Raw genomic sequence first — 25,224 nt, forward strand, 5'->3', positions numbered from 1 at the left:
TGACGAGAGTGAGCAGGGCTGTGATCGTTAACGAAGACGGTGCCATCGACCGATTCGCCCCCCCATCCGAATCGCCAAAAATGCGCCTTCCGCGCCCGCTTCTCGTCTCGGTTCTCACCGGCCTGATGGTCATGGGATCGATGCTCTGGCTGGGCCTCTTCATCACCAATTCCTACCGCGATCTTCAGCTCCGGGCGCTGGCCGATGCGGGCGGAAACTACGTCGATGGCCTCTTGGCGCCGATGGTCCTCACCGCCGCCGCTGGCGGGGATGCCGCGACGGACCCCGCCGATCTCGGCGAACGCCTGACGGACCTGTCGCGATCCTTGCCCCAAGGCGAGACGTTGGGCGTGCTGCGCGCCTGGAGCCCGGACGGCCAACTGGTCTTTGGCAGCCTCGAGGGCGACACGGCCGGCACGCATGACGTCGACGAGATCATCGAGGTGGCCGAGGGTGGCATCATGTGGGAGCTGGTGCTCGACGAGGAGGAGGCCGAAGGCGCGCCGATCGCTGCGCCCTTCCTCGAGATCTACGTCCCGATCCGCGACGAGGTCTCGGGTCACACGATCGCCGTGGGCGAGGTTTACCGCGACGCCACCGCGCTTGTCCGCGAACGGCATCGCGTCGAAGCGGCGGTCTGGGGCGGCATCGGGCTGGCGACGCTGGGTCTTCTGCTGGTGCTCGGGCTTACGGCCCGCCAGAGCGCCAAGCTCCGGGCGAACCTGCACCGCGAACGGGTCGTGACCGCACAGAACGCCCGGCTTCGGGCCGAGGCCGAGAACGCGCGCACCGAAGTGACCCTTGCCAACGAGATGGTGCTGAACGTCGTTGGGGCCGAGCTGCATGACGGGCCGATCCAGACGCTCGCTCTGGGTGCCCTGCTGAGCGGGACCGATCAGCGACCGCTGCCGGACGGAACCAGCGCGCTGGGCCTGATCGGGTCCGCGCTGCGGCAGCTGCGCTCGATCTCCGACGGTCTCATCCTGCCGGAGCTCGCGGACCTGACGGTGACGGAGATCGTGAAGGTCGCCGCGCGCCGCCACCAGGATTCGACCGGCCGCTCGGTCGCGCTGGACCTGAAGCTTCCGTCCGAGGCGCTCGACACGCCCCGCCGGACCTGCCTGTTCCGCGTCGTCCAAGAAGGGCTCCGCAACGCGCAGCGTCACGCGGACGGCGACGGTCAGGAGATCCGGTGCTGGACCGAGAACGACGCGATCCGCATCGTCATCCGCAACGACGTCGACCCGTCGCGGGCCCCGGCGAAATCACCCGGCGGCGGGCTGGGCCTACGGGGCATGCGCCGGCGGCTGGACGTGTTCGGTGGAACGCTCGACTTCGACGTCGAAAACGGCCGCGCGACGCTGGACGCCACGCTGCCGCTCGGGGCGTCGCGCCGGATCTGATCAGTTGAGGGCGGCGGCCCGCGGCGCTTCGACCTGCTGCTGCGGCAGCGACTGCGCGGCCAGCACCACCTCGAGGCGGTTCCGCACGTTCAGCTTCTGCATCAGGATCGACATGTAGTGCTTCACCGTCTTCTCGCTGATCTCCAGCGCGTCGGCGATTTCCTTGTTCGTCTGCCCCGTCAGCAGGAGGCGCAGGACCTGGTCCTCGCGCGGGCTGAAGGCGATGCGCTTGTGCGTTTCCTTGCGACGGGCCTTTTCGCGCAGGCCCGTGACGACCTTCATCGCGAAGGACGGCGTGATGTAGTTCTCACCCTTGTTCACCTGCCGGATCGCGTCCGTCAGGTCGTCGAGCGAGCTGCCCTTGAGTGCGAAGCCCGTGGCCCCCGCCTCGAGGATGGCGATCGCCTTCTCGATGGAACAGGTGGCCGAGAAGGCGAGGATACGGGTATCCGGAAAATCGCGGCCGGTCTTGGCGATCGCCTCGAGCACGTTTCCGGGCATGGAGAAATCGGCGACCAGGACATCGGGGTGATGGGCCTCCACGATGTCGTGAATCGCATCTGCGTCGCATCCGGTCCCGACGACTTTGAACTCGTCGTTCCCGGACATCAGGTGACACAGGCCCGACAGAAGGATCGGATGGTCGTCGATGAACGCTACGGTAATCATGAACCCAACCTCAGCACAGCGCGCCGAACACAAGGCGCAGGGAAAAATTCGCCCCAAAAACAAGGGCGTTACAGGTCGTCAAAATCGCAAAACTCGGTCTGATCGTCATTTTAGTCGATGCAGTAGGCAAAGCAACGCTGATCGGTGACTCTGCGGCAACTCTTTGTATGCGTTGATAATCAACGGGTTAGGGCGCAACCGTCTGAAATTTGGGCAGGCGGAACAGACTGTTCTCGGCAAGGAGGCGCCCAAAACGGCCGCCGCGATTAACGGATTGGTAACGAATTTTCGGGCCTGCGATTCGGCGATTCGTTTTCGTCTTGGACGCAGTCCGGCTGCGGGTGCCGGGATTGGTTCCGATCCGATGGCCTTCGCGGACCAATGACTTCTCCCCGCAGGCTTGTGCGCATCATGCCGACAGGATTCCTGACATGAATTCAGATATATAGATGTGTCCAAACGACGCATGGCGGAAACCGTGCTGTTCAGATCGCGGTGCTGTGGCGACCGGTCGGCACGGGCTCCGCATCCATCGCGAGCGCGACCATTCGCGCCAGGTGCAGCGCCTCGTCACGGATGCGCAGGGCGCCCGTTCGGGTGCGGATCACCGCCTCGGGCCAGTGCAGAGCGGCGCGAGCGGTCAATTCGGCGACCGATTGCCGATCCGGGAAGGCCGTGGGGTCGACGGCGAAGTCGCAGAGCAGGCGTTCGATGACCTCGCCGACCAGCCGGTCGCGGTTGGTCAATGCGTAGCCCCGCGCGACGGCGGGACGCCCGCGCTGCACCCGGGCCTTCCAGTCGCCGGTGCGCGCCGCGTTCTGCAGATAGCCCTGCGGAAGCCGCGAGATCGAGGACGCGCCGAGCCCGATCAGGACCTCGGCCCTGTCGGTCGTGTAGCCCTGGAAGTTGCGGCGAAGCGTCCCCGCCCGAGCGGCGATGGCCATCGGATCGGCCGGCCGCGCGAAATGGTCGATCCCGACCGCCGCATAGCCCGCCTCGCGCATCCGGTCGGCCGCGCGACGCGCCAGTTCGAGCCGGGCATGGGCGTCGGGCAACGCGTCGGCCTCGATCATGACCTGCCGTTTCGAGGCCCAGGGGACATGCGCGTAGCCATAGAGCGCAACCCGATCCGGGATCAGCGACAGCGCCTGGTCCAGCGTGCGATCGATGGTTTTCACGCTCTGGTGCGGCAGCCCGTAGAGAAGGTCGAGATTGATCGCTGATATGCCCCGCGCGCGCAGACCGTTCACGGCGGCGGCGGTCTGGGCGAAGCTTTGCGGCCGGCCGATGGCGGCCTGCACGGCGGAGTCGAAATCCTGCACCCCGAGGCTCGCGCGCGTCAGCCCGGCCTCGGCCAGCGCGTCGAGGCGTGCGGCGTCGAGCTCGGTCGGGTCGACCTCGACCGAAACCTCGGCGCCGGGCGCGCGGGGAAAGCGCGCCTCGAGCATGGCGAAGAGCCGGGCCATCGCCTCGGCGGGCAAGAGCGTCGGCGTGCCGCCCCCGAGGTGAAGATGCGCGACGGTCACGTCCGGCGGCAGGGCATCGGCGATCAGCGCGATCTCGTCTTCGAGCGCATCGAGATAGGAGAGGAGCGGGGCGGTGCTGCGCGTCCCTTGGGTGCGGCAGGCGCAGAACCAGCAGAGGCGGCGACAGAACGGGATATGCACATAAAGCGAGATCCGCGATCCGGGGGGCACAGCGCCGAGCCAGCCCAGCGCCGCATCGGGCCCCACCCCGTCATGGAAGCGCGTCGCCGGCGGATAGCTGGTATAGCGCGGGGCGCGGGCCTCGATTGCGCGGATATCGAGCATCTGGCGTGTCATGGCCTCGACTTGGCCCATGCGGCATGATGAAACCTTGATTTGCATCAACCTCCCCTTCAGGAGCCGGGACATGTCCAAGCTCGATCTGACACTCGCGACCGAAGGCTGCGCCGCCTGCCCGATCCGGCACCGCGCGGTCTGCGCGTCCTGCGAGGGCGACGAACTCGACCGGCTGGCGGCGATGAAATCCTACCGGTCGTGGCGCGCGGGCGAGACGATCGTGATGGAAGGCGAGGCGCTGTCCTTCGTCGGGTCGGTCGTGTCGGGCTGCGCCACGCTGACCCGATCGCTGGAAGACGGCCGGATGCAGATGGTCGGCCTCCTGATGCCGTCGGATTTCGTGGGACGTCCGGGGCGCGCGACCGCCCCCTACGAGGTGGTGGCCGCGACCGACGTGACGCTCTGCTGCTTTCGCCGGTCCGAGTTCGAGACGATGATCGACGACACGCCGCATGTGGCGACCCGCCTGCTTGAGATGTCGCTCGACGAGCTCGACGCCGCGCGGGACTGGATGCTGGTGCTGGGCCGCAAGACCGCGCGCGAGAAGGTCGCGACGCTTCTGGCGATCGTGCTGCGCCGCTCGGTCGTGTCCGGCGGGCCGCTCCGGGCCGAGCTGCCGCTGACCCGCGAGGCGATGGCGACCTATCTGGGCCTGACCATTGAGACCGTCAGCCGCCAGATGACCGCGCTCCGCAAGGCCGGGATCATCCGGCTCGAGGGCAAGCGCGGCGTCATCTGCGACGATCTCGCGGTGCTCCTGATGGAAGCCGGCGACGACGAGGACGGCATGAACCTCGCCTGAGGCGACATCGACGCGCGACCGCTTGACCTGAATCAAGGCCCCGCGCCCCGACCCACGTCTATCCCACCCTCGGACGGGCCCCCCTCATGGGCTCCGGAGGAAGGGAACGACCGGATGGACTACCTCAAGATCGGACTTCTCGGACTGGTGGCGCTGTTTGCCGCCATCGCCGCGAATTATGCCCATGACGCGGCCTACATGCTGCACGCGCTGATCATCATGGTGGTCGCCGTGGGCATGCTCATCTGGACGCTGCGCGGCATGGAAGAGGCACCCCGCCTGGTCGAGGCCGAGCTGGGCTACATGGACGGGCCGGTCCGCTTCGGCGTGCTGGCCACGTCCTTCTGGGGCGTGGTGGGGATGCTGGCCGGCGTGTTCATCGCCTTCCAGCTTGCCTTTCCGGCGCTGAACTTCGACTGGGGCCAGCCCTATACCAATTTCGGCCGCCTGCGCCCGCTGCACACCAGCGCGGTGATCTTCGCCTTCGGCGGCAACGCCCTGATCGCGACCTCGTTCTACATCGTCCAGCGGACGTCGGCCGCGCGGCTCTGGGGCGGGAACCTCGCGTGGTTCGTGTTCTGGGGCTACAACCTCTTCATCGTGCTGGCGGCGACCGGCTACCTGCTGGGGGCCACCCAGTCGAAGGAATATGCCGAGCCCGAATGGTACGTGGACATCTGGCTGACCATCGTCTGGGTCGCCTATCTCGCGGTGTTCCTCGGCACGATCATCAAGCGGAAGGAACGCCACATCTACGTGGCCAACTGGTTCTTCCTCGCCTTCATCGTGACCGTCGCGATGCTGCACATCGTCAACAACCTGAGCGTCCCTGTCAGCATCTTCGGCTCGAAGTCGGTGCAGGTCTTCTCGGGCGTTCAAGACGCGATGACGCAGTGGTGGTACGGCCATAACGCCGTCGGCTTCTTCCTGACCGCGGGCTTCCTCGGGATGATGTATTACTTCGTCCCCAAGCAGGCGGGCCGCCCGGTATACTCCTACAAGCTCTCGATCATCCACTTCTGGGCGCTGATCTTCCTCTACATCTGGGCTGGTCCGCACCACCTGCATTACACCGCGCTGCCCGACTGGGCCTCGACGCTGGGGATGGTGTTCTCGATCGTGCTCTGGATGCCCAGCTGGGGCGGCATGATCAACGGCCTGATGACGCTGGAAGGCGCCTGGGACAAGATCCGCACCGATCCGATCATCCGCATGATGGTGGCCAGCCTCGCCTTCTACGGCATGTCGACCTTCGAGGGGCCGATGATGTCGATCCGGGCGGTCAACTCGCTGTCGCATTACACCGACTGGACCATCGGGCACGTGCATTCGGGCGCGCTCGGCTGGAACGGCCTCATCACCTTCGCCGCGATCTACTTCCTCGTGCCGAAGCTCTGGGGCCGCGCGCGGATGCACTCGATGGCGGCGATCAACCTGCACTTCTGGCTCGCGACCGTGGGGATCGTCCTCTACGCGGCCTCGATGTGGGTCACCGGGATCATGGAGGGCCTGATGTGGCGCGAGGTCGACGCGAACGGCTTTCTCGTCAATGCCTTCGCCGACACCGTCGACGCCAAGTTCCCCATGTACGTGGTGCGGGCGCTGGGCGGGGTGCTCTACCTCTCGGGCGCGCTGGTGATGTCCTGGAACATGTGGATGACGATCCGGGCCCCCCGGACATCCGCGATCGCAACCCCGGCGGAGTGACCTGACATGAGCACCGATCCCAGAGACCCGAACTACGACCCCGAGGACGACCCGAAGGTGGTCACCGCCGCAGAAGGGCTGGCCGAGGGCCGCGTTCCCAACGAGCTTCCGCCCGAGACGGAGACCATCACCTTCCACCAGCGCTTCGAGCGGAACGCGACGCTCCTCCTCGTGGGCAGCCTCGTGGTGGTCGCCATCGGCGGCATCGTCGAGATCGCGCCGCTCTTCTGGCTGGAAAACACCATCGAGGAGGTCGAGGGGATGCGCCCCTACACCCCACTGGAGCTGGCCGGGCGTGACATCTACATCCGCGAGGGCTGCTATGTCTGCCACAGCCAGATGATCCGTCCGATGCGCGACGAGGTGGAGCGCTACGGGCATTACTCACTGGCCGCCGAGAGCATGTACGACCACCCGTTCCAATGGGGCTCCAAGCGGACGGGGCCGGACCTCGCCCGTGTCGGCCTGCGCTACTCGGACGAATGGCATGTCGATCACCTGATGGACCCGCAATCGGTCGTCCCCGAGAGCATCATGCCGAAATACGCGTTTCTTGCCGGCAGCCGGCTGGAGACCGGGCAGACCGAGGCGCTGGTCGCGACCCACGCGCTGGTCGGCGTGCCCTATACCGAGGAGATGATCGAGATGGCCGCCGCCGATATCCGCGTGCAGGCCGATCCCGACGCCGACTGGGACGGGCTCTTGGAGCGCTATCCCAGCGCCCAGGTCCGCAACTTCGACGGCCTTCCCGCGCTGACCGAGATGGATGCGCTCGTGGCCTACCTGCAGATGATGGGCACGCTGGTGGACTTCTCCACCTTCGAGCCCGACGCCAGCCGCTGAGGAGACGCGACATGGACCTCTATTCCCTCCTGCGCGAGATTGCCGACAGCTGGGGCCTTCTCGCCCTCTTCGCCTTCTTCGTGTTCTGCGCCGTCTGGGTGTTCCGCCCCGGCTCGCGCCCGATCCACGACGACGCAGCACAGGTGCCGTTCCGAGAAACCGAACCGATGGCCTGTCCGAACGCCTGCCCCGCCTGCACCTGTGCGCGCCCGATCGGGGGTGCGAAATGAGCGACAAGAAAATCGACGACGCCACCGGAACCGAGACCACGGGTCACGTCTGGGACGGCATCGAGGAGCTGAACACGCCCCTGCCCCGCTGGTGGCTCTGGACCTTCTACGCGACCATCGTCTGGGGCGTGATCTACACGATCCTGTTCCCGGCCTGGCCGCTGATCTCGGGCGCGACGGCGGGCGTGCTGGGCTATTCGACCCGCGCCGAGGTGGCCGCCGAGATCGAGCGTGTCGCGCTGTCGAACGCGGATCTGACCGAGAGCCTCGTGGCGACCGACCTCGCCGTGCTGCCGGCCAACGAGGAGCTTTTGCGCTTCGCCGTCTCGGCGGGCGAGAGCGTCTTCGCCAACAATTGCTCGCAATGCCACGGGCGGGGGGCCGCGGGCGTGCAGGCGGCGGGCTATCCGAACCTGCTCGACGATGACTGGCTCTGGGGCGGCACGCTGGACGAGATCGCCTTCACGGTTCGCCACGGCATCCGCAACGAGACCGACCCGGATGCCCGCTGGTCCGAGATGCCCGCCTTCGGCGAGATCCTCGAGGACGGGGAGATCGCGGCGCTGACGGCCCATGTCCGGAACCTCGGGGGCCTGAGCGAGGCCGATGCGGCCGGGGCCGAGCTCTATCTCGACAATTGCGCGGCCTGTCACGGCGACGCGGGGCTGGGCGACCGCGAACTGGGCGCACCCAACCTGACGGATGCGATTTGGCTCTATGGCGGCGACCCGGAGGCGGTCGAATACTCGATCCGCAACGCGCGCTTCGGCGTGATGCCGCCCTGGGCGGACCGGCTGGGTGAGGCGCAGGTCCGCGCGGTCGCGGCCTATGTCCATGGCCTCGGCGGCGGCGAAGCCCAGATCGCCGAGTGATCCCGATCCCGGCGCGCCGATCTACGAGGCGCGCGGGACCCGGTCCGGCTTGAGGGAGCCGGACCCGCGCCCCCGCCGTCCGCCACGGCGGGGGCGTCCGTGTAGAGATTTGACTGAAAAGCCATTTCCGCGTCTTCTGCCCCTTAAAATACATGCGGGAGACGGACGATGGCGGCAGATACCTTTATCGCGCAGACACCGGCGGAGGCCGAAGCGGTCGCCAGCGGCGTTCTGCCCGGCACAGACACGATCGGTCGCGGCTACGACGTCTTCGGCCAGTATTGCGAGCCGTCCTCGATCAAGGCGCGCCTCTTCGACCTCGGACCGCTCGATCACGACGTGCCCGGCACGCCCTTCACCACCTCCGAGCTGGTGCAGGTCCAGGAGACGACCCGCGGCATGGCCGAGCTTCTGGAAAGCCGCAGCCTACAGGACTTCTCGAAATCGCTGAGCGCGTCGATCGGGCTCAAGGGCCAGACGGCCTATTTCGAGGGCGAGTTGGACGCGGCCTTCGCCTGCAAGGAACGCCGGATCGCGACGGCCAGCTTCTTCCAGGTGACCTACAACATCATCTACCGACGGCTGAACCTGCCCTCGTTCACCGAGATGCGGGGGCATCTGCGCGCGGGTGTGGCCAAGGATCTCGACGGGGCCATGACGCCGGAGGAGGTGATCGCGACCTACGGGACGCATTACCTGGAAGCGGTCACGGTCGGCGGGCGCGGCAGCATTTGCATCGCCATCGACCGCGCAGAGGCCAGCAAGACCGTCGACCTGACCGCGTCGGCCCGCATGACCGCGGCGAGCCTGACGGGCAAGTTCGAGGGTCATATGGACAGCGAGATGACGACGGCCGTCGAGACGATGAAGGAGAAATCGCACCGGAAGGCGCGGGTCTGCGGCGGTGACCCGGCCAAGGGCGAGGCGCTCCTGCAGGGTGGCTACCAGGCCTGGGCCGACACGGTCGAGGCGCGTCCGGCCGTCTGCGACATCACCGGAGGTCTGCAACCGATCAGCAGGCTGGCCGGCACGGCCGAACGACGCGCCGCGCTCGACGCGGCCATCGCGGCCGAGGAGATGCGCCATCCGCTGCCCGATGCGCCCGACATCGTGCCGGTCCACGGCTTTCATCACAGCAGTCCGAGCCGTTGGTTCTTCACCACCCAGCCCGAAACCGCGCCCTCGGGCTGGGACGATGAAGGCGTCCGCTTCTATGCGTTCAAGGATGGCTCCCGCCCCGGCACCGCGCAGATCTATCGCTACTACAACAAGAATGAGGACGCGTTCTACATGACCACGGACCCGGAATCGGGATACGACGTCTGGGGTGACCGGACGCCCGCATTCCATGCCTATGACGCGCCCGATGCCGCGGCCGACACGGTGCGCATCAATGCCTATTCCGCGCAGCGCGACTACAAACATCCTGGCCGGGGTTGGTACTACACCCCGCAGACCAGCGTGAAAGGCTGGACCAAGCAGGACCGCGTCCGGTTCTGGGTGCCGATGATCCCGCGCTGAGGCGCGCGCGTCAGACGGCGGCGAAGACCACGATCATGGCGAGAACGTAGATCAGGATGCCGCCGCCGATCAGCAGGTAGTGGAAGTTCCCCATCGCCTGCGCCTTCAGGATCGAGCGCATCTGGCCCAGCATCTCGGGCCAGGTGTAGCTGACGAAATCGCCCTGGGTGAACACCGCCTTGATGCGCCCCTCGTCATCGACCACCGGCAGCCGCCGGAAGCGCTCGTTCGACATGATCCGCAGCCAGTCGACCATGTCGTCCGTCTCCCGCGCGAGCCGGGGCTCCGCGGTCATGATCTCCGAGAGGGGCGTCGTCTTGGCGTCGAGGCCGCGTCCGACGATCTTGTTCATGATGTCGCGCTCGGTGACGACGCCGATCACCCGGTCGTCGGGGTCGGTCACGATGACGCAGCCGTAGTTCTTGTCGGACATCGCGGCCACGGCCTCGGAAACCATGGCGTCGGGTGGGCGCGTGAGCGGGCGGGGCTTGGCGCGGTATTCCGCCCTATCCATCAAACGGTTACCGCCGCGTGTGTCATCCGCCATGATCGTCCCTCCTCGGGTGTCTACCAGACGACCTAAGGGGCGCGGGCGCGCGGTCAAAACACGGACCGTTGACCTGGATCAAGGCCGTGGGCCCGGCAGCTGGGGCATGAGCGGGCAGTCCCGCTTTCCCTCAAGGCGATCATGAGCCAGTCCACACCCCTCTTCGCGGCCCAGGTGCCGATCTTCCCCCGCAAGGTCGCGGGCACGTTCCGACGCCTGAAATGGGTCGTGATGCTGGTGACGCTGGGCATCTACTACGTCACGCCCTGGATCCGCTGGGATCGCGGCCCGAACCTGCCCGACCAGGCGGTGCTGGTCGATCTGGCGGGGCGGCGCTTCTATTTCTTCTGGATCGAGATCTGGCCGCACGAGTTCTATTTCGTCGCGGGCCTTCTGATCATGGCGGGGCTGGGCCTTTTTCTCTTCACCTCGGCGCTGGGACGCGTCTGGTGCGGCTACACCTGCCCGCAGACCGTCTGGACCGACCTCTTCATCGCGACCGAGCGCTGGATCGAGGGCGACCGCAACGCGCGCATCCGCCTCTGGAAGGGCAAGTGGGACGCGCGCAAATGGCGTCTGCGGCTGTCGAAATGGGTGGTTTGGGCCTTCATCGGGCTGGCGACGGGCGGGGCCTGGGTCTTCTACTTCGCCGATGCGCCGACGCTGGCGCGCGACCTCGTGACCGGCACGGCCCATCCGGTGGCCTATGCGACGATGGCCGTCCTGACCTTCACCACGGTCCTGCTGGGCGGCTTCGCGCGCGAGCAGGTCTGCATCTACATGTGCCCCTGGCCCCGCATCCAGGGCGCGATGATGGACGAGGGCACGCTGACGGTCGGCTATCGCGACTGGCGGGGCGAGCCGCGCGGCAAGAAGCACGAGAACCGCGAGGGGGACTGCATCGACTGCATGGCCTGCGTGAATGTCTGCCCCATGGGCATCGACATCCGCGAAGGGCAGCAGATGGCCTGCATCACCTGCGCGCTGTGCATCGATGCGTGCGACGACGTGATGGACAAGATCGGCAAGCCGCGCGGCCTGATCGACTATCTCGCGCTGTCGGACCGTCCGCCCGAGACGCTGGCCGAGCGGCTGGCCGTGACCCCCATCGGAACGCAAGCCACCGGCGATGCCGTCACAACCGCCGCCGCCGGCGCGCCCGCCCCCGCGCCCCATGCCGCATCTGCACCGATCGTCACCCGTGCCGACATCAAGGGCTGGGCGCCGCAGCCGGTGTGGAAGCACATCCTGCGGCCCCGCACGATCCTTTACACGATCGCATGGGCGGGGATCGGCATCGCGCTGGTCGTCGCGCTCTTCGTACGTCCGGACATCGACATGACCGTCGCCGCCGTGCGCAACCCGACCTTCGTGACGCTCTCGGACGGCACGATCCGCAACGCCTATGACGTGCGTCTGCGCAACAAGCACGGCGAGGATCGCGCCTTCCACCTGTCGCTCGCATCGGACGACCTGCTGCGGATCGAGCTGGAGGGACGCGACGACCTCACCACCATCGTCCCCGCCAACGAGACCAAGCTGCAGCGGGTCTACGTCTCCGCCCGTCCCGACGATACCGCCGCCCGGGCCGCGCGCACAGATCTGCGCTTCTGGGTCGAGGACCTCGTCTCGGCCGAACGGGCCTGGGGCGACACGCATTTCTTCGGACAAGGAGAGCTTCGATGACCGCGACACTGACGGGCCGGAAGGTCCTCGGCATCTTCGTTCTGGGCTTCGGCACGATCGTCGCCGCCAACATGACGCTGGCCGTGAACGCCGTCCGCACCTTCCCCGGTCTCGAAACGAAGAACAGCTATGTCGCATCGCAGCGTTTCGATGCCGACCGCGCCGCGCAGGAGGCGCTGGCCTGGACCGCCGCCGCCACCCTGACCGGGTCAGAGGTCGTGCTCGACCTGCACGACGCCACCGGCGCACCGGTGGCCGACGCCACGCTGACCGCGACGCTGGGCCGCGCCACCAACGTGTCGCAGGACGTCACGCCGCGCTTCGTCTTCGACGGAACGGTCTGGCGCGCGCCCGTCGACCTGCCGCCCGGCAACTGGGACCTGCGGCTGGTCGCGGCCGCCGCCGACGGCACGCCCTATCGCCGGCGCCTGAAGCTGCGGGTCGCGCCATGACCGCGCTGGCCGACGGGCATCTTGCCGCGCCCGCAGCCCCGCAGACCGTGATCCTGTCGGTGCCCGACATGCGATGCGCGGGCTGCATCGCGGGGGTCGAGGGCGCATTGACCGCCCTGCCCGGCATCGACGCGGCCCGCGTCAACCTGGGCCAGAAGCAGGTGCGCGTCACGGGCGCGCGCGCCACGGCACCTCGCCTCATCGCCGCGCTGTCGGACGCGGGCTTCGCCGCCGCCGAGATGGATGATGCCGCCCTGACCGCCACCGCCGATACCGAGGGTCGTGCGCTGCTGACGCGGATCGGCGTCGCGGGTTTCGCGATGATGAACGTCATGATCCTGTCGGTCGCGGTCTGGTCGGGCGCGGGCGAGGCGACGCGCGACCTCTTCCACTGGATCAGTGCGGCGATCGCGCTGCCCGCGCTCGTCTATGCCGCGCGGCCCTTCGTGGCCTCGGCCGCGACGGCGCTGTCGGCGCGGCGGATGAACATGGACGTGCCCATCTCGCTGGCCATCATCCTTGCGGCGGGCGTGTCGCTGCACGAGACCTGGATCGGCGGGGCGGAGGCGTGGTTCGACGCGGCGCTGTCGCTGACGCTGTTCCTGCTGATCGGACGCTATCTCGATCACCGGACGCGCCGCACGGCCCGGTCGGCGGCCGCCGCGCTGACCGCGCTCGAGGTGCCGCGCGCCACGCTGGACACCGGCGAGGTGGTGCGCACCGCCGACCTTCGGGTGGGCGACCGCGTGCGGGTCGCGGCGGGTGCCCGCATCCCCGTCGACGCGCGGGTCACCGAGGGCCGCGCCGATCTCGACCGCTCGCTCCTGACGGGCGAGAGCTTGCCCGTCCGCGCCAGCCCCGGCACCCCGGTCGCGGCGGGCGAGACGGTGCTCGACGGACACCTGATCCTGACGGCCACCGCCGTGGGCGAGGATACGGGGCTGCGCCGCATGGCCCGCGCCGTCGCCGTGGCCGAGGGCGCGCGGGGTGCTCATGTTGCACTCGCCGACCGGGCCGCGAAGATCTACGCGCCGGCCGTCCACGGGCTGGCCGCGATGGGCTTTCTCGGATGGTGGCTGGCGACGGGCGACGTGCACCGCGCGATCCTCGTGGCGGTCGCGACGCTCATCATCACCTGCCCCTGCGCGCTGGGCCTCGCCGTGCCCGCCGTCTCGGTGACCGCTGCGCGCCGTCTCTTCGAGGAGGGGCTGCTGCTGAAATCCGCGACCGCGCTTGAACGGTTGGCACAGGTCGACGCGATCGTCCTCGACAAGACGGGGACGCTGACCACCGGCACCGCCGAGCTGTCGCACCTGCCCCCGGAGGCCGCCGCCGTCGCGCGCGCGCTGGCGCTGGCCTCGGATCATCCGGTCGCGCGCGCGGTCGCCGCGGGCCTGCCCCATATAGCACCCGCCGCGTTGACCGATCTGGCCGAGGTGCCGGGCGACGGCGTCACCGCACGCTGGAACGGCACGCCCGTCCGATTGGGGCGCGGGGCGGCGGGAACGGTGCTGGAGCTTTCGGGCGAGAGCTTCGACGTCACCCCGCGCGAAACCCTGCGCCCCGGCGCGGCCCGGCTGGTCACGCGGGCGCAATCGGCGGGCCTGCCGGTGACGCTTCTCTCGGGGGACCGGACCGAACCGGTGCGCGTCGTCGCCACCGAGCTCGGGATCGCGGACTGGCATGCCCGTGCCACCGCCGAGGACAAGCTGGATCTTCTGCGCGCCCGCGCCGCCGCCGGGCAGCGGGTGCTGATGGTAGGCGACGGCCTGAACGACGCGGGCGCGCTGGCCGCCGCTCATGTCTCGTTGGCCCCAGCCACTGCGCTGGATGCGGCCCGCGCGGCCTCGGATGTGGTCCTGCTGGGCGGCGACCTCTCGGCGGTGCCCGCGGCACTCGAACTGGCGCGGACGGCGCGGCGCCGGATGCTCCAGAATTTCGCGCTGGCCGCCGCCTACAACGCCGTGTCGATCCCGCTGGCGCTCTCGGGGCTGGCGACGCCGCTGATGGCGGCCATCGCGATGTCGACCTCGTCGATCCTCGTGGTGCTCAACGCGCTCAGGCTGAAGGTGCGGTCGTGAACGTCCTCGTGCTCCTGATCCCGGTCTCGCTGGCGCTGGGCGCGGGCGGGCTGGCGGCGTTTCTCTGGACGCTGCGGCATCGGCAATACGAGGATCTCGAGGGCGAGGCGGCCCGCATCCTGCTTCAGGACCGCGTGCCCGGCGATGCGGCCTCCTCGTCGCGAAGCAACAGCCCCAGCGCCACGAGCGTCAGCGCCAGCCCGGCCAGCACGCCTGCGGGCGGCGGCGCACGGCCCAGCGCCAGCTCCCAGACCGTGACCCAAGCCGGCACGAGATAGGTGTAGGCCATCACCTTAGACGCCGGCAGCCGCAGCGACGCGTATTGCAAAAGCGTGAAGGTCGCGGCCGAGGCGAAGACCGCCGTGTAGCCGATCGCGATCCAGACGCGGGCGGGCAACGCGCCCCAATTGGTGGCGGCGATGGCGCCCGCCCCCGCGAGACCGATCAGGACCGCGCCCGCCACAAGCGTGCCGAAGGTGAAGACCAGCGCGCTCTCGCCGCGGTTCAGGCGGCGCACCAGCGGGGTGTAGATCGCGTGCGCCACGCAGCCCCAGAAGTAGATCCATTCGCCGCGTCCGACCGCGAAGGCCCGGAGCGTCGCCCAGTCCGCGTCGAAGATCACCCAAAGCGCGCCCGCAGCCCCCAGCGCCAAGGCCGCGGCGATGCGCGGCGTCGTGATCTGGCGCAGCAGGAGCCAGCCGAAGACGGCGGCGAGGATCGGGGTCAGCGTGAAGACGGCCGCCGCCGAGACCGGGGCCGCCGTCTTCAGCCCCTCGAACATCAGCACGAAGTAGAGACCGAAGACCCCGCCCAGGAGCGCGTAGCGCCACGGCGCCGACAGGGCCGCGCGGGGCACCCCGCCCCGCGCCGCCACGGCGAACCCGATGATACCCGCGGCCAGTGCGAAGCGGACGGCGTTGAGTGCGGCGGGCGCGATGTCGTTGGCTGCCGCCGCCCCCAGCGGAAACGACCCGGCGACCAGCGCCGAGAAGAGGAGCATCGCCGCGTGGCCGCGACCCGCCTCGGTCACCGGGGGCTCAGATCTGCGGCCAGCGCGTCGCCCAGTCCTTCAGGAAGGCGAGGAAGGTCTGGACCTTGGCCGTGCGGTGGAGGTCGACATGGGTCACGAGCCAGAGCTGGCTGTTCCACTCCTCGCGCGGGCCGAACACCATCTCGACATCGTTCTCGTCGGCCTCGGCCCAGAGCGTCGAGAAGCCGATCCCCAGTCCCGCCTTCACCGCCGGGCGCGTCGCCGTGATCTGGTTGACCTGGTAGCCGATATTCTCGGGCGGGATATGCTTCTTGAGCCAGGCGAAGAACGGCGCGCGCGGGACGTCGTCGGCCGAGCCGATGAAGATGTGGTCGCCCGGCTCCTCGAGGCTCTCGGGGCGGCCATGCTTGGCGATGTAATCCTTGGACGCATAGAGCGCGAAGCCCTGGTGATAGAACTTCTGGACGACGTTGTCGGGCTGGTCGGGCGGGTTGCCCGCGCGGATCGCGACATGCGCCTCGCCGTATTCCAGCCGGAAGAGCCGCTCGTCGGTCAGGAACTTGATCGTCAGCTCGGGATGCTCCTCGCGGAAGGCGGCGAGCGCGGGCGACAGGAGTGGCGCCAGCACCGCCAGCGACGTGATGATCAGCTCGCCCGTCATCTCGTTGCCGCGCCCCGAGATGCGGTTGGCGAGCTGGGCGAGCTGGTCGTCGGTCGATTGCGCCACCTTCAGGAGGTCCTGTCCCGCCTCGGTCGGCGTGTACCCCCGCGCGTGCCGCTGGAAGAGCTTGGCACCCAGCTTGCCCTCGAGGCTGTCGACATGCCGGATCACCGTCGCATGGTGCACGCCCAGCACCTGTGCCGCGCCCGACACCGTGCCCAGACGCGCCACCTGAAAGGCGGTCCGGACCTCGTCCCAATCGTTGAATGCCATCGCGGTCCTCCGGTTGGCCGAACTATCGCCGCGGCCATCGACCAAGGCAAGGTTCCCTGCACTCGCGCACATCAGACCGGCGAATTCCGCGAATTGAGTTCGGGCGCGCAGGGGTCATCTTCGGACCAGACGCCCCCGTATCTCACCTGACCCGAAGGACCTCACCCATGACCATCCTCCGCATCGACGCCTCCGCCAAGCCCTCCGGCTCCAACACTCACGCCATCCTCGACGCGATCGAGGCGCGCATCGGCCAAGCCGACATCCGCCGCGATCTCGGCGCCGACGCGGTCCCGCAGATCGACGGCACGTGGGTCGGATCGAACTTCACCCCGGCGGACGAGCGCTCGGAGGATCAGAAGGCGACGCTGGCGCTCTCGGACGAACTCGTGGCCGAGATCGTGGCCGCCGACACGCTGCTGATCGCGCTGCCGATCTACAACTTCACCGTCCCCGGCAGTCTCAAGGCGTGGATCGACCTCGTCTGCCGCGCGGGCGTGACGTTCAAATACACCGAGAGCGGCCCCGTCGGCCTCCTCGAGGGCAAACGCGCCATCGTGGCCGTGGCCTCGGGCGGCACGCCGGTCGGCTCGGAGATCGATTTCGCCACGCCCTACATGCGCCACGTCCTCGGGTTCATCGGCATCACCGACGTCACCTTCGTGACCGCCGACCGCCTGAACATGAAGGAAGACGACGCCGTGAGCCTCGTCGAGGATCAGATCGCGGCGCTCGCCGCCTGAGCCACGCGCGGCGGTGCGGCGCCATTCCGCCGCACGGCCGCATCGGTCCGGAACGCACCCCCCGGAGGACGGCGTTGATCGTGCGCATCAACCCCAAGGTGCCCCGATGACCCCCCTGATGACCCGCAACACCGCCCTCCTCTTCGCCGGACAGGTCCGGATGGTGGAGCTGACCACCCGCTTCTGGTCCGACATGGCGATGACCTGGAAAACCATGCTGCCGCCGGTGTCGCCCGACGCCCGCGCCCTCGACCGTTCCGAGGACGCGGCAGAGGCGGCGACGGAAGCCGCGCTCCGTCCGATCGACGGCACGCTGATCGCCGCCGCGGACCTCGTGACGCGGCCCGACGTCGCGGGCCTCAACGCAAAGGACGTCACCCCCGGCGCGCGCTGACAGCCGCCGTGTGGGGACGCAATCCCGCCACGAACGACCCGCCGAGGCGCGACAATGCGCGGCCCGGCGGCCCCAATGTTTCCCCAACCTTTCCCCGGTTTCGCACGACCCGCGCCACGCCAGCCGCGCAGCCTTCTCCGCGACCCCACCGCGAAGGAGAGGATCATGCGCCATATCTATACCGCCCGGCCCCGCCGCCGCCTGCTGGACCGTCTCGCCCTCTGGTCGGCCGTCATTCTCGGCACGACCGTCACCGTCGACCTCCTGGTCTACAAGGACATCGCCGGGTTCGACCGCGGCAGCATCGACAACGTCGTGCAGACCTCCGCCGCCGCCGAGTGACGCCGCCCCCGCGGCTTGACAGCCGCGCGCCGCGCGCGTAGCCCGCGCCCCACATCCGGATGCTCCATGCTTCCGGTCCCGGCACCACGTTCGGGATCGCCCTCCGTCAGCGCGTCGCGCCCACGGGGGCGTTTGTGCATTCGCCTGCGCGCTCCCACATCGGGATCACGCAACATGGGAAAGGGACGCGAGATGTTCGAGAGCCTGTCAGACCGCCTGGGCGGCGTCTTCGACCGCCTGACGAAGCAGGGCGCCCTTTCCGAGGACGACGTCCGCACCGCGATGCGCGAGGTTCGCGTGGCCCTGCTGGAGGCAGATGTCTCGCTCTCGGTGGCCCGCGACTTCGTCAAGCGCGTCACCCAGAAGGCCACCGGCGCCGCCGTCACCAAGTCGATCACGCCGGGCCAGCAGGTCATCAAGATCGTCCATGACGAGCTGCGCGCCGTCCTCGCGGGCGACGAGGGCATCCCGCCTCTCAAGATCGACAACCCGCCCGCGCCGATCCTGATGGTCGGCCTTCAGGGCTCGGGCAAGACGACGACGACGGGCAAGCTGGCCAAGCGCCTGAAGGATCGCGAGGGCAAGCGGGTGCTGATGGCCTCGCTCGACGTGAACCGCCCTGCCGCGATGGAACAGCTCCAGATCCTCGGCGCGCAGATCGGGGTCGACACGCTGCCGATCGTTGCGGGGCAGAGCCCCGTCGACATTGCCAAGCGCGCCAAGACGCAGGCCTCGCTCGGCGGCTACGACGTCTACATGCTCGATACCGCGGGCCGATTGCAGATCGACCAGGTGCTGATGGACGAGGTGGCGCAGGTCCATGCCGCCGTCTCCCCGCGCGAGACGCTGCTGGTGGTCGACGGCCTGACCGGCCAGGTCGCCGTCGAAGTGGCCGAGGAATTCGACGCCAAGGTCGGCGTGACCGGCGTCGTGCTGACGCGGATGGATGGCGACGGGCGCGGCGGCGCCGCCCTGTCCATGCGCGCCGTGACCGGCAAGCCGATCCGCTTCGTCGGCCTGGGCGAGAAGATGGACGCGCTCGAGACCTTCGAGCCCGACCGCATCGCGGGCCGCATCCTCGGGATGGGCGACATCGTCGCGCTGGTCGAGAAGGCCCAGGAGGTCGCGGACGTCGAGGCCCAGGAGCGCATGATGAAGCGCTTCCAGAAGGGTCTGTTCAACATGAACGACCTGAAGGGTCAGCTGATCCAGATGCAGAAGATGGGCGGCATGGAAGGCCTGATGGGCATGATGCCGGGCATGGGCAAGATGGCCAAGCAGATGGACAAGGCCGGGCTCGACGACAGCATCCTCAAGCGCCAGATGGCGCTGATCGATTCCATGACCAAGAAGGAGCGCGCCAACCCCGCCCTCCTGCAGGCCAGCCGCAAGAAGCGGATCGCCAAGGGTGCGGGCCTCGAGGTCAGCGAACTGAACCAGCTGCTCAAGATGCACCGCCAGATGGCGGACATGATGAAGAAGATGGGCAAGGGCGGCATGCTCAAGAAGGCCATGGGCATGATGACCGGCAAGGGCGGCGGCATGCCCGATCCCAGTCAGATGGACCCCGCCGCGCTCGAGGCTGCATCCAAGCAGCTCGGCCAGATGGGCGGCATGGGCCGGATGCCCGGCATGCCCGGCGGCGTGACGCTGCCCGCGGGCCTCGGGGGCATGAAGAAGAAGTGACCGGTCCCGCCTTCCACGACCTGAACGCCATCGCCCCGCTCGAGACCGAGCGGCTGGAGTTGCGCGTGCCCGTGGAAGCCGACTGGCCCGCCCATCTCGCCTTCGGCCTGTCGGACCGGATGCGCTTCACCGGCGGCCCGACGGATCGCTGGGGCGCGTGGCGCTCGTTCACGTCGATGCTCGGCCATTGGTTGCTGCGCGGCTATGGCTTCTGGCAGGTGCTGGAAAAACGAACCGGCACGCGCGTCGGCAAGGTCGGCGTGCTCTTCCACGATAGCTGGCCCGAGCCGGAGCTGGCATGGCACCTCTATGATGGCGCCACGGGGAAGGGCTACGCGACCGAAGCCGCCCGTGCCGCACGGGCAGATGCGTGGAACCGGCTGGGCCTCGGCCCGCTGATGAGCCCGATCGACCCCGAGAACCACGCCTCGCGTGCCGTGGCCGAGCGGCTGGGCGCGCGGCTGGAGGGCACCGATGCCCTTCTCGGAGAGACGGCCGAGATCTGGCGCCATCCCGCCCCGGAGGCCGCCGCATGATCACCTGCACCGTCCGCTACGAGCTCGACCCCGATCAGCTCGAGGCCTTCGAGGCCTATGCGAAGTTCTGGCTCCACAAGATCCCCGAGATGGGCGGCACCCATCACGGCTACCACATGCCGTTCGAGGGTCCGAACGACATCGCCTATTGCCACTTCTCTTTCCCGTCGCTGGCGGCCTACGAGGATTACCGCGACCGGATGCGCGCCGATCCCGAATGCCAGCGCGCCTATGCCCATGCGCAGGCGACGAGATGCATCCGCCGCTACGACCGCAGCTTCACGCGCCCCCTGATGGACGGCGCCTCGGCCGACGAGCTGGGGCTGTGACCGACACCGTGCTGCATATCCCGACGCTCGTGACCGAGCGCCTGACCCTCCGTGCGCCGCGCGCGGCGGATATGGACGCCTATGCCGCCTTTCGCGCCAGCGACCAGATGCGCCATCTCGACGGCCCCGCCAGCCGCGCGGCGGCGTGGGAGCATCTTGCCGGGGTCGCGGGCCAGTGGCTCCTTCGCGGCTACGGGCGCTGGATCGTGACGATGACCGGCGACGACGCGCCGCTGGGCGTGGTCGGCATCTACCACCCCGAGGACTGGCCAGAACCCGAGATCGGGTGGTCCGTGACCGCCGCCGCTGAAGGCCGGGGCATCGCGCGCGAAGCGGCGCTGGCGACCCGCGAGTATGCCTACCGCGTGCTGGGCTGGACCACGATCGCGAGCTTCATCGCCGCCGGGAACACCCGGTCCGAGGCCTTGGCGCAGCGCCTCGACTGCACCCCGGACGGCGTGTTCCCGCATGCGGAATACGGCGACATGACCATCTGGCGGCATCCCGCCCCTGAGGTCGCGGCATGATCGCGCCCGTCACCATACCCGTCGTCCCTGCCGCCGCGCGCACGGCGGCGGCGCTGGAGGCTGTCGTGCCCGTCCTGCGCACGAGCCGCACGGTGCTGCGCGCGCCGCGGCTGGGCGATTACGACGCGCTTCATTCGATCACCGGCAGCGCGCGCGGCGTCTTCGAGGGCGGTCCCTCGACCGAGGTCGAGAGCTGGGCCGATTTCTGCGGCATGACCGCGACCTGGCTGCTGCGCGGGCACGGGATGTGGACGGTCGAGACCCGCGCGGGCGCGGTTGCGGGCTTCGTCCTCATCGGGACCGAGCCGGGCGATGCCGAGCACGAGCTGGGCTGGCTGATGACCGATGCGTTCGAGGGCCGCGGCCTTGCGACCGAAGCCGCCCTTGCCGCGCGCGATCATGCCTGGGGCGCGCTTCGCCTGCCCTCGCTCGTCAGCTACATCGCGCCGGGCAACACCCGCTCCGAAGCCGTCGCGCGCCGCCTCGGGGCCGCGCCCGACGGCACGATGCTGGACGGTCAGATCAATGTCTGGCGCCACCCCCGGCCCGAGGGTGCGGCATGATCCCGACGCTCTCGACCGAGCGCCTGACGCTGCGCGCGCCCGAGCTGGGCGACCACCCGGCCTGTGCCGCGTTCTATGCGACCGAGCGGTCGCATATCGTCGGCGGCCCGCTCGACGAGGTCGGCGCGTGGAAGATCCTGACGAACGATGTGGGCCATTGGCATCTGCGCGGCTACGGCTGGTGGGCGATCGACGCATCGAAGGATGGCGGCGACGCCTGCGTCGGATCCTGCGGCTTCCACCTGCCCGCCGGGCGCCCCGACGTGGAACTGGGCTGGTCGCTCTATTCGGGCACCGGGCGGGGCTACGCCACCGAGGCCGCGCGGGCCGCACTCGACTGGGCCCGTCGGACCGGACATGCCGCCCGTTGGGGCCGCATCGTCAGCCATATCGACCGGGACAACACGGCGTCGCAGCGCGTCGCCACCCGCCTCGGCGCCATCGATACGGGCGAACCCGCGGCCCACGACACGGCCTGCACGATCTGGGAGCACGCGACATGAACGCCGCCATCCCCGTGCTGACCACCCGTCGCCTCGAACTCCGCGCGCCCGAGCCGCAGGACTACCCCGACTTCAAGGCGACCTTCTCGTCCTATCGGTCGCGGTTCATGGGCGGCCCGCTCAACCCGTACGAAGCATGGATGCTCTATGCCGCCGAGATCGGCCATTGGCAGATACGCGGCTTCGGCATGTGGATGATCCACGCGCGGGACGACGACCGCACCCTCGGGATGGCGGGCGGCTGGCAACCCGCCGGCTGGCCCGAGCGCGAACTGGCCTGGATCATCTGGCCGCAGGCGTCGGGCAACGGCTTCGCGCTGGAGGCCACGGATGCGGTCCGCCGCCATCTCTACGGCGCGGGCTGGACCGGAGCGGTCAGCTATGTCGACCCGAAGAACCTCGACTCGATCCGGCTCTGCGAACGGCTGGGCGCGTGGCGCGACGACGACGCGACCACGATCGACGGCAACGATGTCGTCTATCGCCACCCCGCGTCCGCGGCCCTCGCGGACACGCGCCTCTCCTGGGCCATCGCCCGCGAGATCGAGCATTACGCCGATCCGCGCCTCACCCCCGAGGGGATGCCCGTTGACTGATCGCCCCACCCCCGAGGAGGCCCCGATGACCGATGCCGCCACCCGCGCCGCCGCCCTTCTGGGCGAGCATCGCGCCTCGATCGACCGCCTCGACGCGGTCCTCGTCTACACGCTCGCCGAACGCTTCGCCCACACCCAGGCGGTGGGGCGGCTCAAGGCCAAACACGATTTGCCCCCGTCCGACCCGGACCGGGAGGCCACCCAGATCGCCAGGCTTGAAGCCATGGCGGTGGAGGCCGGGCTGGATCCCGGCTTCGCCAAGAAATTCCTCGGGTTCATCATCGAGGAAGTCATCCGACATCATCGGCAACATCAATCCTGATACACTGACCAAAGGACTAAACTTATGGCCATGAAGATCCGACTCGCCCGCGGCGGCTCCAAGAAGCGCCCGCATTATTCCATCGTCGCCGCCGACAGCCGCATGGCCCGCGACGGCCGCTTCATCGAGAAGCTGGGCACCTACAACCCGCTCCTGCCCAAGGACAGCGAGGAGCGCGTAAAGATGAACATGGAGCGTGTGCAGTACTGGCTCGGCGAGGGCGCCCAGCCCACCGACCGCGTCGCGCGCTTCCTCGAGGCCGCAGACGTGCAGCCCAAGAAGGTCCGCGCCAACATGAAGAAGGCCGAGCCGGGCAAGAAGGCCGTCGAGCGCGCGAAGGAGAAGACGGACAAGGCCGCCGCCGCCGTCGCAGCCGCCGCCGAGGCCGCCGCCTCGACGGCTGCCGAAGCCGCCGACACCGCGACCGACGCGGCAGCTGACGCCGCCGGGACCGCGACCGATGTGGCCGCCGCCGCCGCCGGTGCCGTGGCCGGGGCCGCCGCGTCGGCCGTCGAAGCCGTGGTCGATGCCGCGGCCGGTGCCGTCGAGGCCGTAACCGGCAACGACGACGACAAGAAGACCGAAGAGTGATCTTCGCCGGGGGCGGTTCCGATACCGCCCCCGAGATCCCGCCCCGTCACCAGATCGAAGGCCGCCACGATGAAGGATCACGTCTGTCTCGGGGCCGTCATGGGCAGCTATGGCGTACGCGGCGAAGTCCGCCTCAAGAGCTTTTGCGCCGACCCCTCGGCAGTCGGCGACTACGGCCCGCTCGCCGCGGATAACGGCACCGCCTATGCCGTCACCGTGTTGCGCCCGATCAAGGGCGGCTACGCCGTCCGCTTGTCGGGCGTCCCCCACAAGGAGGCCGCGGACGCCCTCAAGGGCCAGCGTCTCTGGGCGCCGCGCGACGCGCTGCCCGCCCTCCCCGATGACGAGTTCTACCATTCCGACCTGATCGGCCTCGTGGCCGTCGACACGGGTGGCGCCGATCTCGGACGGGTCCACGCGGTTCACGATCACGGCGCGGGCGACCTGCTGGAGGTTCGGCCCGCCGGGGGCGCGTCGGTGCTCGTGCCCTTCACCCAGGCGATCGTGCCGACCGTCGACCTCACGGCACGGCGGATCGTCATCGACCCGCCGCCGGGTCTCTTCGACGACGGCGCGGACGACGCGCCATCCGAATGACAGATCCCGCCCGCTCCCACGGCTCGAAGTCGATCCGCGCTTCGGCGGCGCCCCGCGACCTGATGGCCCCGGCGCCCCGCCCGGGCGCTTGGGCTGCGTCGGTCGTCACGCTGTTCCCCGAGGCGTTTCCCGGCGTGCTCGGTCACTCGCTCACGGGCACGGCACTGAAGGACGGGCTCTGGTCGCTCGACGTGACCGACCTGCGCCGCTTCGGCGAGGGGCGGCACCGCAAGGTCGATGACCGGCCCGCAGGCGGGGGGGCCGGGCTCGTGCTCAGACCCGATATCGTCGGCGCGGCGCTCGAGGCGGCGCGAGGGCCGGGACCGATGATCTATCTCAGCCCGAGGGGCCGCCCCTTCGACCAGGCCCGCGCCAGGCATCTCGCGGCCGGGCCGGGCGTCACCCTTCTCTGCGGGCGGTTCGAGGGTGTCGATCAGCGGGTGCTGGACGAATACGAGATGGAGGAGGTCAGCCTCGGCGATTTCGTCCTGACCGGCGGCGAGATCGCGGCTCAGGCGCTGCTCGACGCAACGATCCGCCTTCTGCCCGGCGTCATCGGCAATCAAGCCTCGACCGAAGAGGAGAGCTTCTCCGACGGTCTTCTCGAACACCCGCACTTCACCAAGCCCGCCGACTGGCAGGGCCGCACGATTCCGGCGGTCCTGACCTCGGGCGATCATGCCAAGGTCGCGGCCTGGCGGCGCGACCAGTCCGAGGCCCTGACCCGTACGCGGCGCCCGGGTCTTTGGGCGCGATACCTGGACACCAAACGTTAACCATCGCGCGCCGCTTCGATGTTCCGAAAATATGCCGGGGTCCGGGGCAGCGCCCCGGCCCTCTCCACTTGCGCCGCGCCGCCGCGCGATATACGACGCCGCATCACGTATCGCCCCGGTCCGCCGGGACGCTCTGCGTGGCCGCAAAGAACAGCCGT

Annotated in this window: 28 protein-coding genes and 2 pseudogenes; 25 read left to right on the forward strand and 5 right to left on the reverse strand. The window is 69.0% G+C overall.

Going from position 1 to position 25,224, the window contains the following annotated elements:
• The first annotated feature begins 80 nt into the window (after positions 1 to 80).
• The gene (locus Q0833_RS14585) at positions 81 to 1,403 is read left to right on the forward strand and encodes a hypothetical protein (protein ID WP_298436365.1); all 1,323 of its coding nucleotides are present in this window, start codon (positions 81 to 83) and stop codon (positions 1,401 to 1,403) included.
• Here Q0833_RS14585 and Q0833_RS14590 read toward each other — a convergent pair whose 3' ends face one another.
• Positions 1,404 to 2,072, reverse strand: a complete 669-nt coding sequence (locus Q0833_RS14590) for a response regulator transcription factor (protein ID WP_298436367.1) — start codon at positions 2,070 to 2,072, stop codon at positions 1,404 to 1,406.
• Between the two features lie 485 nt (positions 2,073 to 2,557).
• Positions 2,558 to 3,913 (reverse strand): oxygen-independent coproporphyrinogen III oxidase, encoded by a 1,356-nt coding sequence (hemN, locus tag Q0833_RS14595; protein ID WP_298436370.1) that lies wholly within the window; start codon positions 3,911 to 3,913, stop codon positions 2,558 to 2,560.
• A gap of 52 nt (positions 3,914 to 3,965) precedes the next feature.
• Here hemN and fnrL point away from each other — a divergent pair, with 52 nt between their 5' ends.
• The 6 genes from fnrL (at position 3,966) to Q0833_RS14625 (ending at position 9,870) form a co-directional block, all read left to right on the forward strand.
• A complete protein-coding gene (gene fnrL / locus Q0833_RS14600) occupies positions 3,966 to 4,697 on the forward strand; it encodes a transcriptional regulator FnrL (protein ID WP_298436373.1) in 732 nt (243 codons plus the stop codon).
• Positions 4,698 to 4,811: 114 nt separating this feature from the next.
• Positions 4,812 to 6,404 carry a cytochrome-c oxidase, cbb3-type subunit I gene (ccoN, locus tag Q0833_RS14605; protein ID WP_298436377.1) on the forward strand — a complete coding sequence of 531 codons (1,593 nt, stop codon included), beginning with the start codon at positions 4,812 to 4,814 and terminating at the stop codon, positions 6,402 to 6,404.
• Positions 6,405 to 6,410: 6 nt separating this feature from the next.
• On the forward strand, positions 6,411 to 7,247 hold the full coding sequence (ccoO, locus tag Q0833_RS14610) for a cytochrome-c oxidase, cbb3-type subunit II (RefSeq protein ID WP_298436380.1): 837 nt from the start codon (positions 6,411 to 6,413) through the stop codon (positions 7,245 to 7,247).
• An 11-nt stretch (positions 7,248 to 7,258) separates the two neighbouring features.
• Complete coding sequence (locus tag Q0833_RS14615) at positions 7,259 to 7,477, forward strand: cbb3-type cytochrome c oxidase subunit 3 (protein WP_298436383.1); 219 nt, start codon at positions 7,259 to 7,261, stop codon at positions 7,475 to 7,477.
• The gene (ccoP, locus tag Q0833_RS14620; RefSeq protein ID WP_298436386.1) at positions 7,474 to 8,349 is read left to right on the forward strand and encodes a cytochrome-c oxidase, cbb3-type subunit III; all 876 of its coding nucleotides are present in this window, start codon (positions 7,474 to 7,476) and stop codon (positions 8,347 to 8,349) included. The genes Q0833_RS14615 and ccoP overlap by 4 nt, the downstream gene beginning before the upstream one ends.
• Before the next feature lie 168 nt (positions 8,350 to 8,517).
• A complete protein-coding gene (locus Q0833_RS14625) occupies positions 8,518 to 9,870 on the forward strand; it encodes an MAC/perforin domain-containing protein (protein ID WP_298436389.1) in 1,353 nt (450 codons plus the stop codon).
• A gap of 10 nt (positions 9,871 to 9,880) precedes the next feature.
• Here the strand turns inward: Q0833_RS14625 and Q0833_RS14630 are convergent, their stop codons facing one another.
• Positions 9,881 to 10,417, reverse strand: a complete 537-nt coding sequence (locus Q0833_RS14630; RefSeq protein ID WP_298436392.1) for a cyclic nucleotide-binding/CBS domain-containing protein — start codon at positions 10,415 to 10,417, stop codon at positions 9,881 to 9,883.
• Between the two features lie 141 nt (positions 10,418 to 10,558).
• On the opposite strand from Q0833_RS14630, the gene ccoG reads away from it, so the two are divergent.
• From ccoG to ccoS, 4 genes and pseudogenes are all read left to right on the forward strand, one after another.
• A complete protein-coding gene (gene ccoG / locus Q0833_RS14635; RefSeq protein WP_298436395.1) occupies positions 10,559 to 12,103 on the forward strand; it encodes a cytochrome c oxidase accessory protein CcoG in 1,545 nt (514 codons plus the stop codon).
• Positions 12,100 to 12,555, forward strand: a complete 456-nt coding sequence (locus Q0833_RS14640; protein WP_298436398.1) for a FixH family protein — start codon at positions 12,100 to 12,102, stop codon at positions 12,553 to 12,555. The genes ccoG and Q0833_RS14640 overlap by 4 nt, the downstream gene beginning before the upstream one ends.
• Positions 12,552 to 14,636 carry a heavy metal translocating P-type ATPase gene (locus Q0833_RS14645; RefSeq protein WP_298436402.1) on the forward strand — a complete coding sequence of 695 codons (2,085 nt, stop codon included), beginning with the start codon at positions 12,552 to 12,554 and terminating at the stop codon, positions 14,634 to 14,636. The genes Q0833_RS14640 and Q0833_RS14645 overlap by 4 nt, the downstream gene beginning before the upstream one ends.
• Positions 14,633 to 14,767 (forward strand): annotated as a pseudogene (ccoS, locus tag Q0833_RS14650) (cbb3-type cytochrome oxidase assembly protein CcoS); the annotation flags it as partial. The gene Q0833_RS14645 and the pseudogene ccoS, both read left to right, overlap by 4 nt.
• Here the strand turns inward: ccoS and Q0833_RS14655 are convergent.
• Positions 14,761 to 15,666: a DMT family transporter gene (locus Q0833_RS14655; RefSeq protein WP_298436405.1), complete on the reverse strand. Its 906-nt coding sequence runs from the start codon at positions 15,664 to 15,666 to the stop codon at positions 14,761 to 14,763. The pseudogene ccoS and the gene Q0833_RS14655 sit on opposite strands and share 7 nt — an antisense overlap.
• Positions 15,667 to 15,673: 7 nt before the next feature.
• The gene (locus Q0833_RS14660; RefSeq protein ID WP_298436408.1) at positions 15,674 to 16,561 is read right to left on the reverse strand and encodes a LysR family transcriptional regulator; all 888 of its coding nucleotides are present in this window, start codon (positions 16,559 to 16,561) and stop codon (positions 15,674 to 15,676) included.
• A gap of 167 nt (positions 16,562 to 16,728) precedes the next feature.
• On the opposite strand from Q0833_RS14660, the gene Q0833_RS14665 reads away from it, so the two are divergent.
• From Q0833_RS14665 to trmD, 14 genes and pseudogenes are all read left to right on the forward strand, one after another.
• Entirely contained in the window at positions 16,729 to 17,304 is a 576-nt protein-coding gene (locus Q0833_RS14665; protein ID WP_298436411.1) for an NAD(P)H-dependent oxidoreductase, read from the forward strand.
• 118 nt (positions 17,305 to 17,422) lie between these two features.
• Complete coding sequence (locus tag Q0833_RS14670; RefSeq protein WP_298436413.1) at positions 17,423 to 17,698, forward strand: hypothetical protein; 276 nt, start codon at positions 17,423 to 17,425, stop codon at positions 17,696 to 17,698.
• 165 nt (positions 17,699 to 17,863) lie between these two features.
• Positions 17,864 to 18,040 (forward strand): hypothetical protein, encoded by a 177-nt coding sequence (locus tag Q0833_RS14675; RefSeq protein ID WP_298436416.1) that lies wholly within the window; start codon positions 17,864 to 17,866, stop codon positions 18,038 to 18,040.
• A gap of 192 nt (positions 18,041 to 18,232) precedes the next feature.
• Positions 18,233 to 19,726 (forward strand): signal recognition particle protein, encoded by a 1,494-nt coding sequence (ffh, locus tag Q0833_RS14680; RefSeq protein WP_298436913.1) that lies wholly within the window; start codon positions 18,233 to 18,235, stop codon positions 19,724 to 19,726.
• On the forward strand, positions 19,723 to 20,262 hold the full coding sequence (locus Q0833_RS14685) for a GNAT family N-acetyltransferase (protein WP_298436419.1): 540 nt from the start codon (positions 19,723 to 19,725) through the stop codon (positions 20,260 to 20,262). Before ffh ends, Q0833_RS14685 begins: the two co-directional genes overlap by 4 nt.
• The gene (locus Q0833_RS14690) at positions 20,259 to 20,591 is read left to right on the forward strand and encodes an NIPSNAP family protein (protein ID WP_298436422.1); all 333 of its coding nucleotides are present in this window, start codon (positions 20,259 to 20,261) and stop codon (positions 20,589 to 20,591) included. The genes Q0833_RS14685 and Q0833_RS14690 overlap by 4 nt, the downstream gene beginning before the upstream one ends.
• On the forward strand, positions 20,588 to 21,118 hold the full coding sequence (locus tag Q0833_RS14695) for a GNAT family N-acetyltransferase (protein WP_298436425.1): 531 nt from the start codon (positions 20,588 to 20,590) through the stop codon (positions 21,116 to 21,118). Before Q0833_RS14690 ends, Q0833_RS14695 begins: the two co-directional genes overlap by 4 nt.
• Complete coding sequence (locus Q0833_RS14700; protein ID WP_298436427.1) at positions 21,115 to 21,681, forward strand: GNAT family N-acetyltransferase; 567 nt, start codon at positions 21,115 to 21,117, stop codon at positions 21,679 to 21,681. Before Q0833_RS14695 ends, Q0833_RS14700 begins: the two co-directional genes overlap by 4 nt.
• Entirely contained in the window at positions 21,678 to 22,184 is a 507-nt protein-coding gene (locus tag Q0833_RS14705) for a GNAT family N-acetyltransferase (protein ID WP_298436430.1), read from the forward strand. Before Q0833_RS14700 ends, Q0833_RS14705 begins: the two co-directional genes overlap by 4 nt.
• Positions 22,181 to 22,780, forward strand: coding sequence for a GNAT family N-acetyltransferase (locus Q0833_RS14710; protein ID WP_298436432.1), 600 nt, complete (start codon positions 22,181 to 22,183; stop codon positions 22,778 to 22,780). Before Q0833_RS14705 ends, Q0833_RS14710 begins: the two co-directional genes overlap by 4 nt.
• Positions 22,781 to 22,805: 25 nt before the next feature.
• Positions 22,806 to 23,102, forward strand: coding sequence for a chorismate mutase (locus tag Q0833_RS14715; RefSeq protein ID WP_298436435.1), 297 nt, complete (start codon positions 22,806 to 22,808; stop codon positions 23,100 to 23,102).
• Between the two features lie 24 nt (positions 23,103 to 23,126).
• A pseudogene (gene rpsP / locus Q0833_RS14720) lies at positions 23,127 to 23,510 on the forward strand (30S ribosomal protein S16); the annotation flags it as partial.
• A gap of 252 nt (positions 23,511 to 23,762) precedes the next feature.
• Positions 23,763 to 24,290, forward strand: coding sequence for a ribosome maturation factor RimM (rimM, locus tag Q0833_RS14725; protein ID WP_298436438.1), 528 nt, complete (start codon positions 23,763 to 23,765; stop codon positions 24,288 to 24,290).
• Complete coding sequence (gene trmD, locus Q0833_RS14730; protein WP_298436441.1) at positions 24,287 to 25,066, forward strand: tRNA (guanosine(37)-N1)-methyltransferase TrmD; 780 nt, start codon at positions 24,287 to 24,289, stop codon at positions 25,064 to 25,066. Before rimM ends, trmD begins: the two co-directional genes overlap by 4 nt.
• The last annotated feature ends 158 nt before the right edge of the window (positions 25,067 to 25,224 follow it).

This window comes from uncultured Jannaschia sp. (assembly GCF_947503795.1).
In the GTDB taxonomy this organism is placed as follows: Bacteria; Pseudomonadota; Alphaproteobacteria; order Rhodobacterales; family Rhodobacteraceae; genus Jannaschia.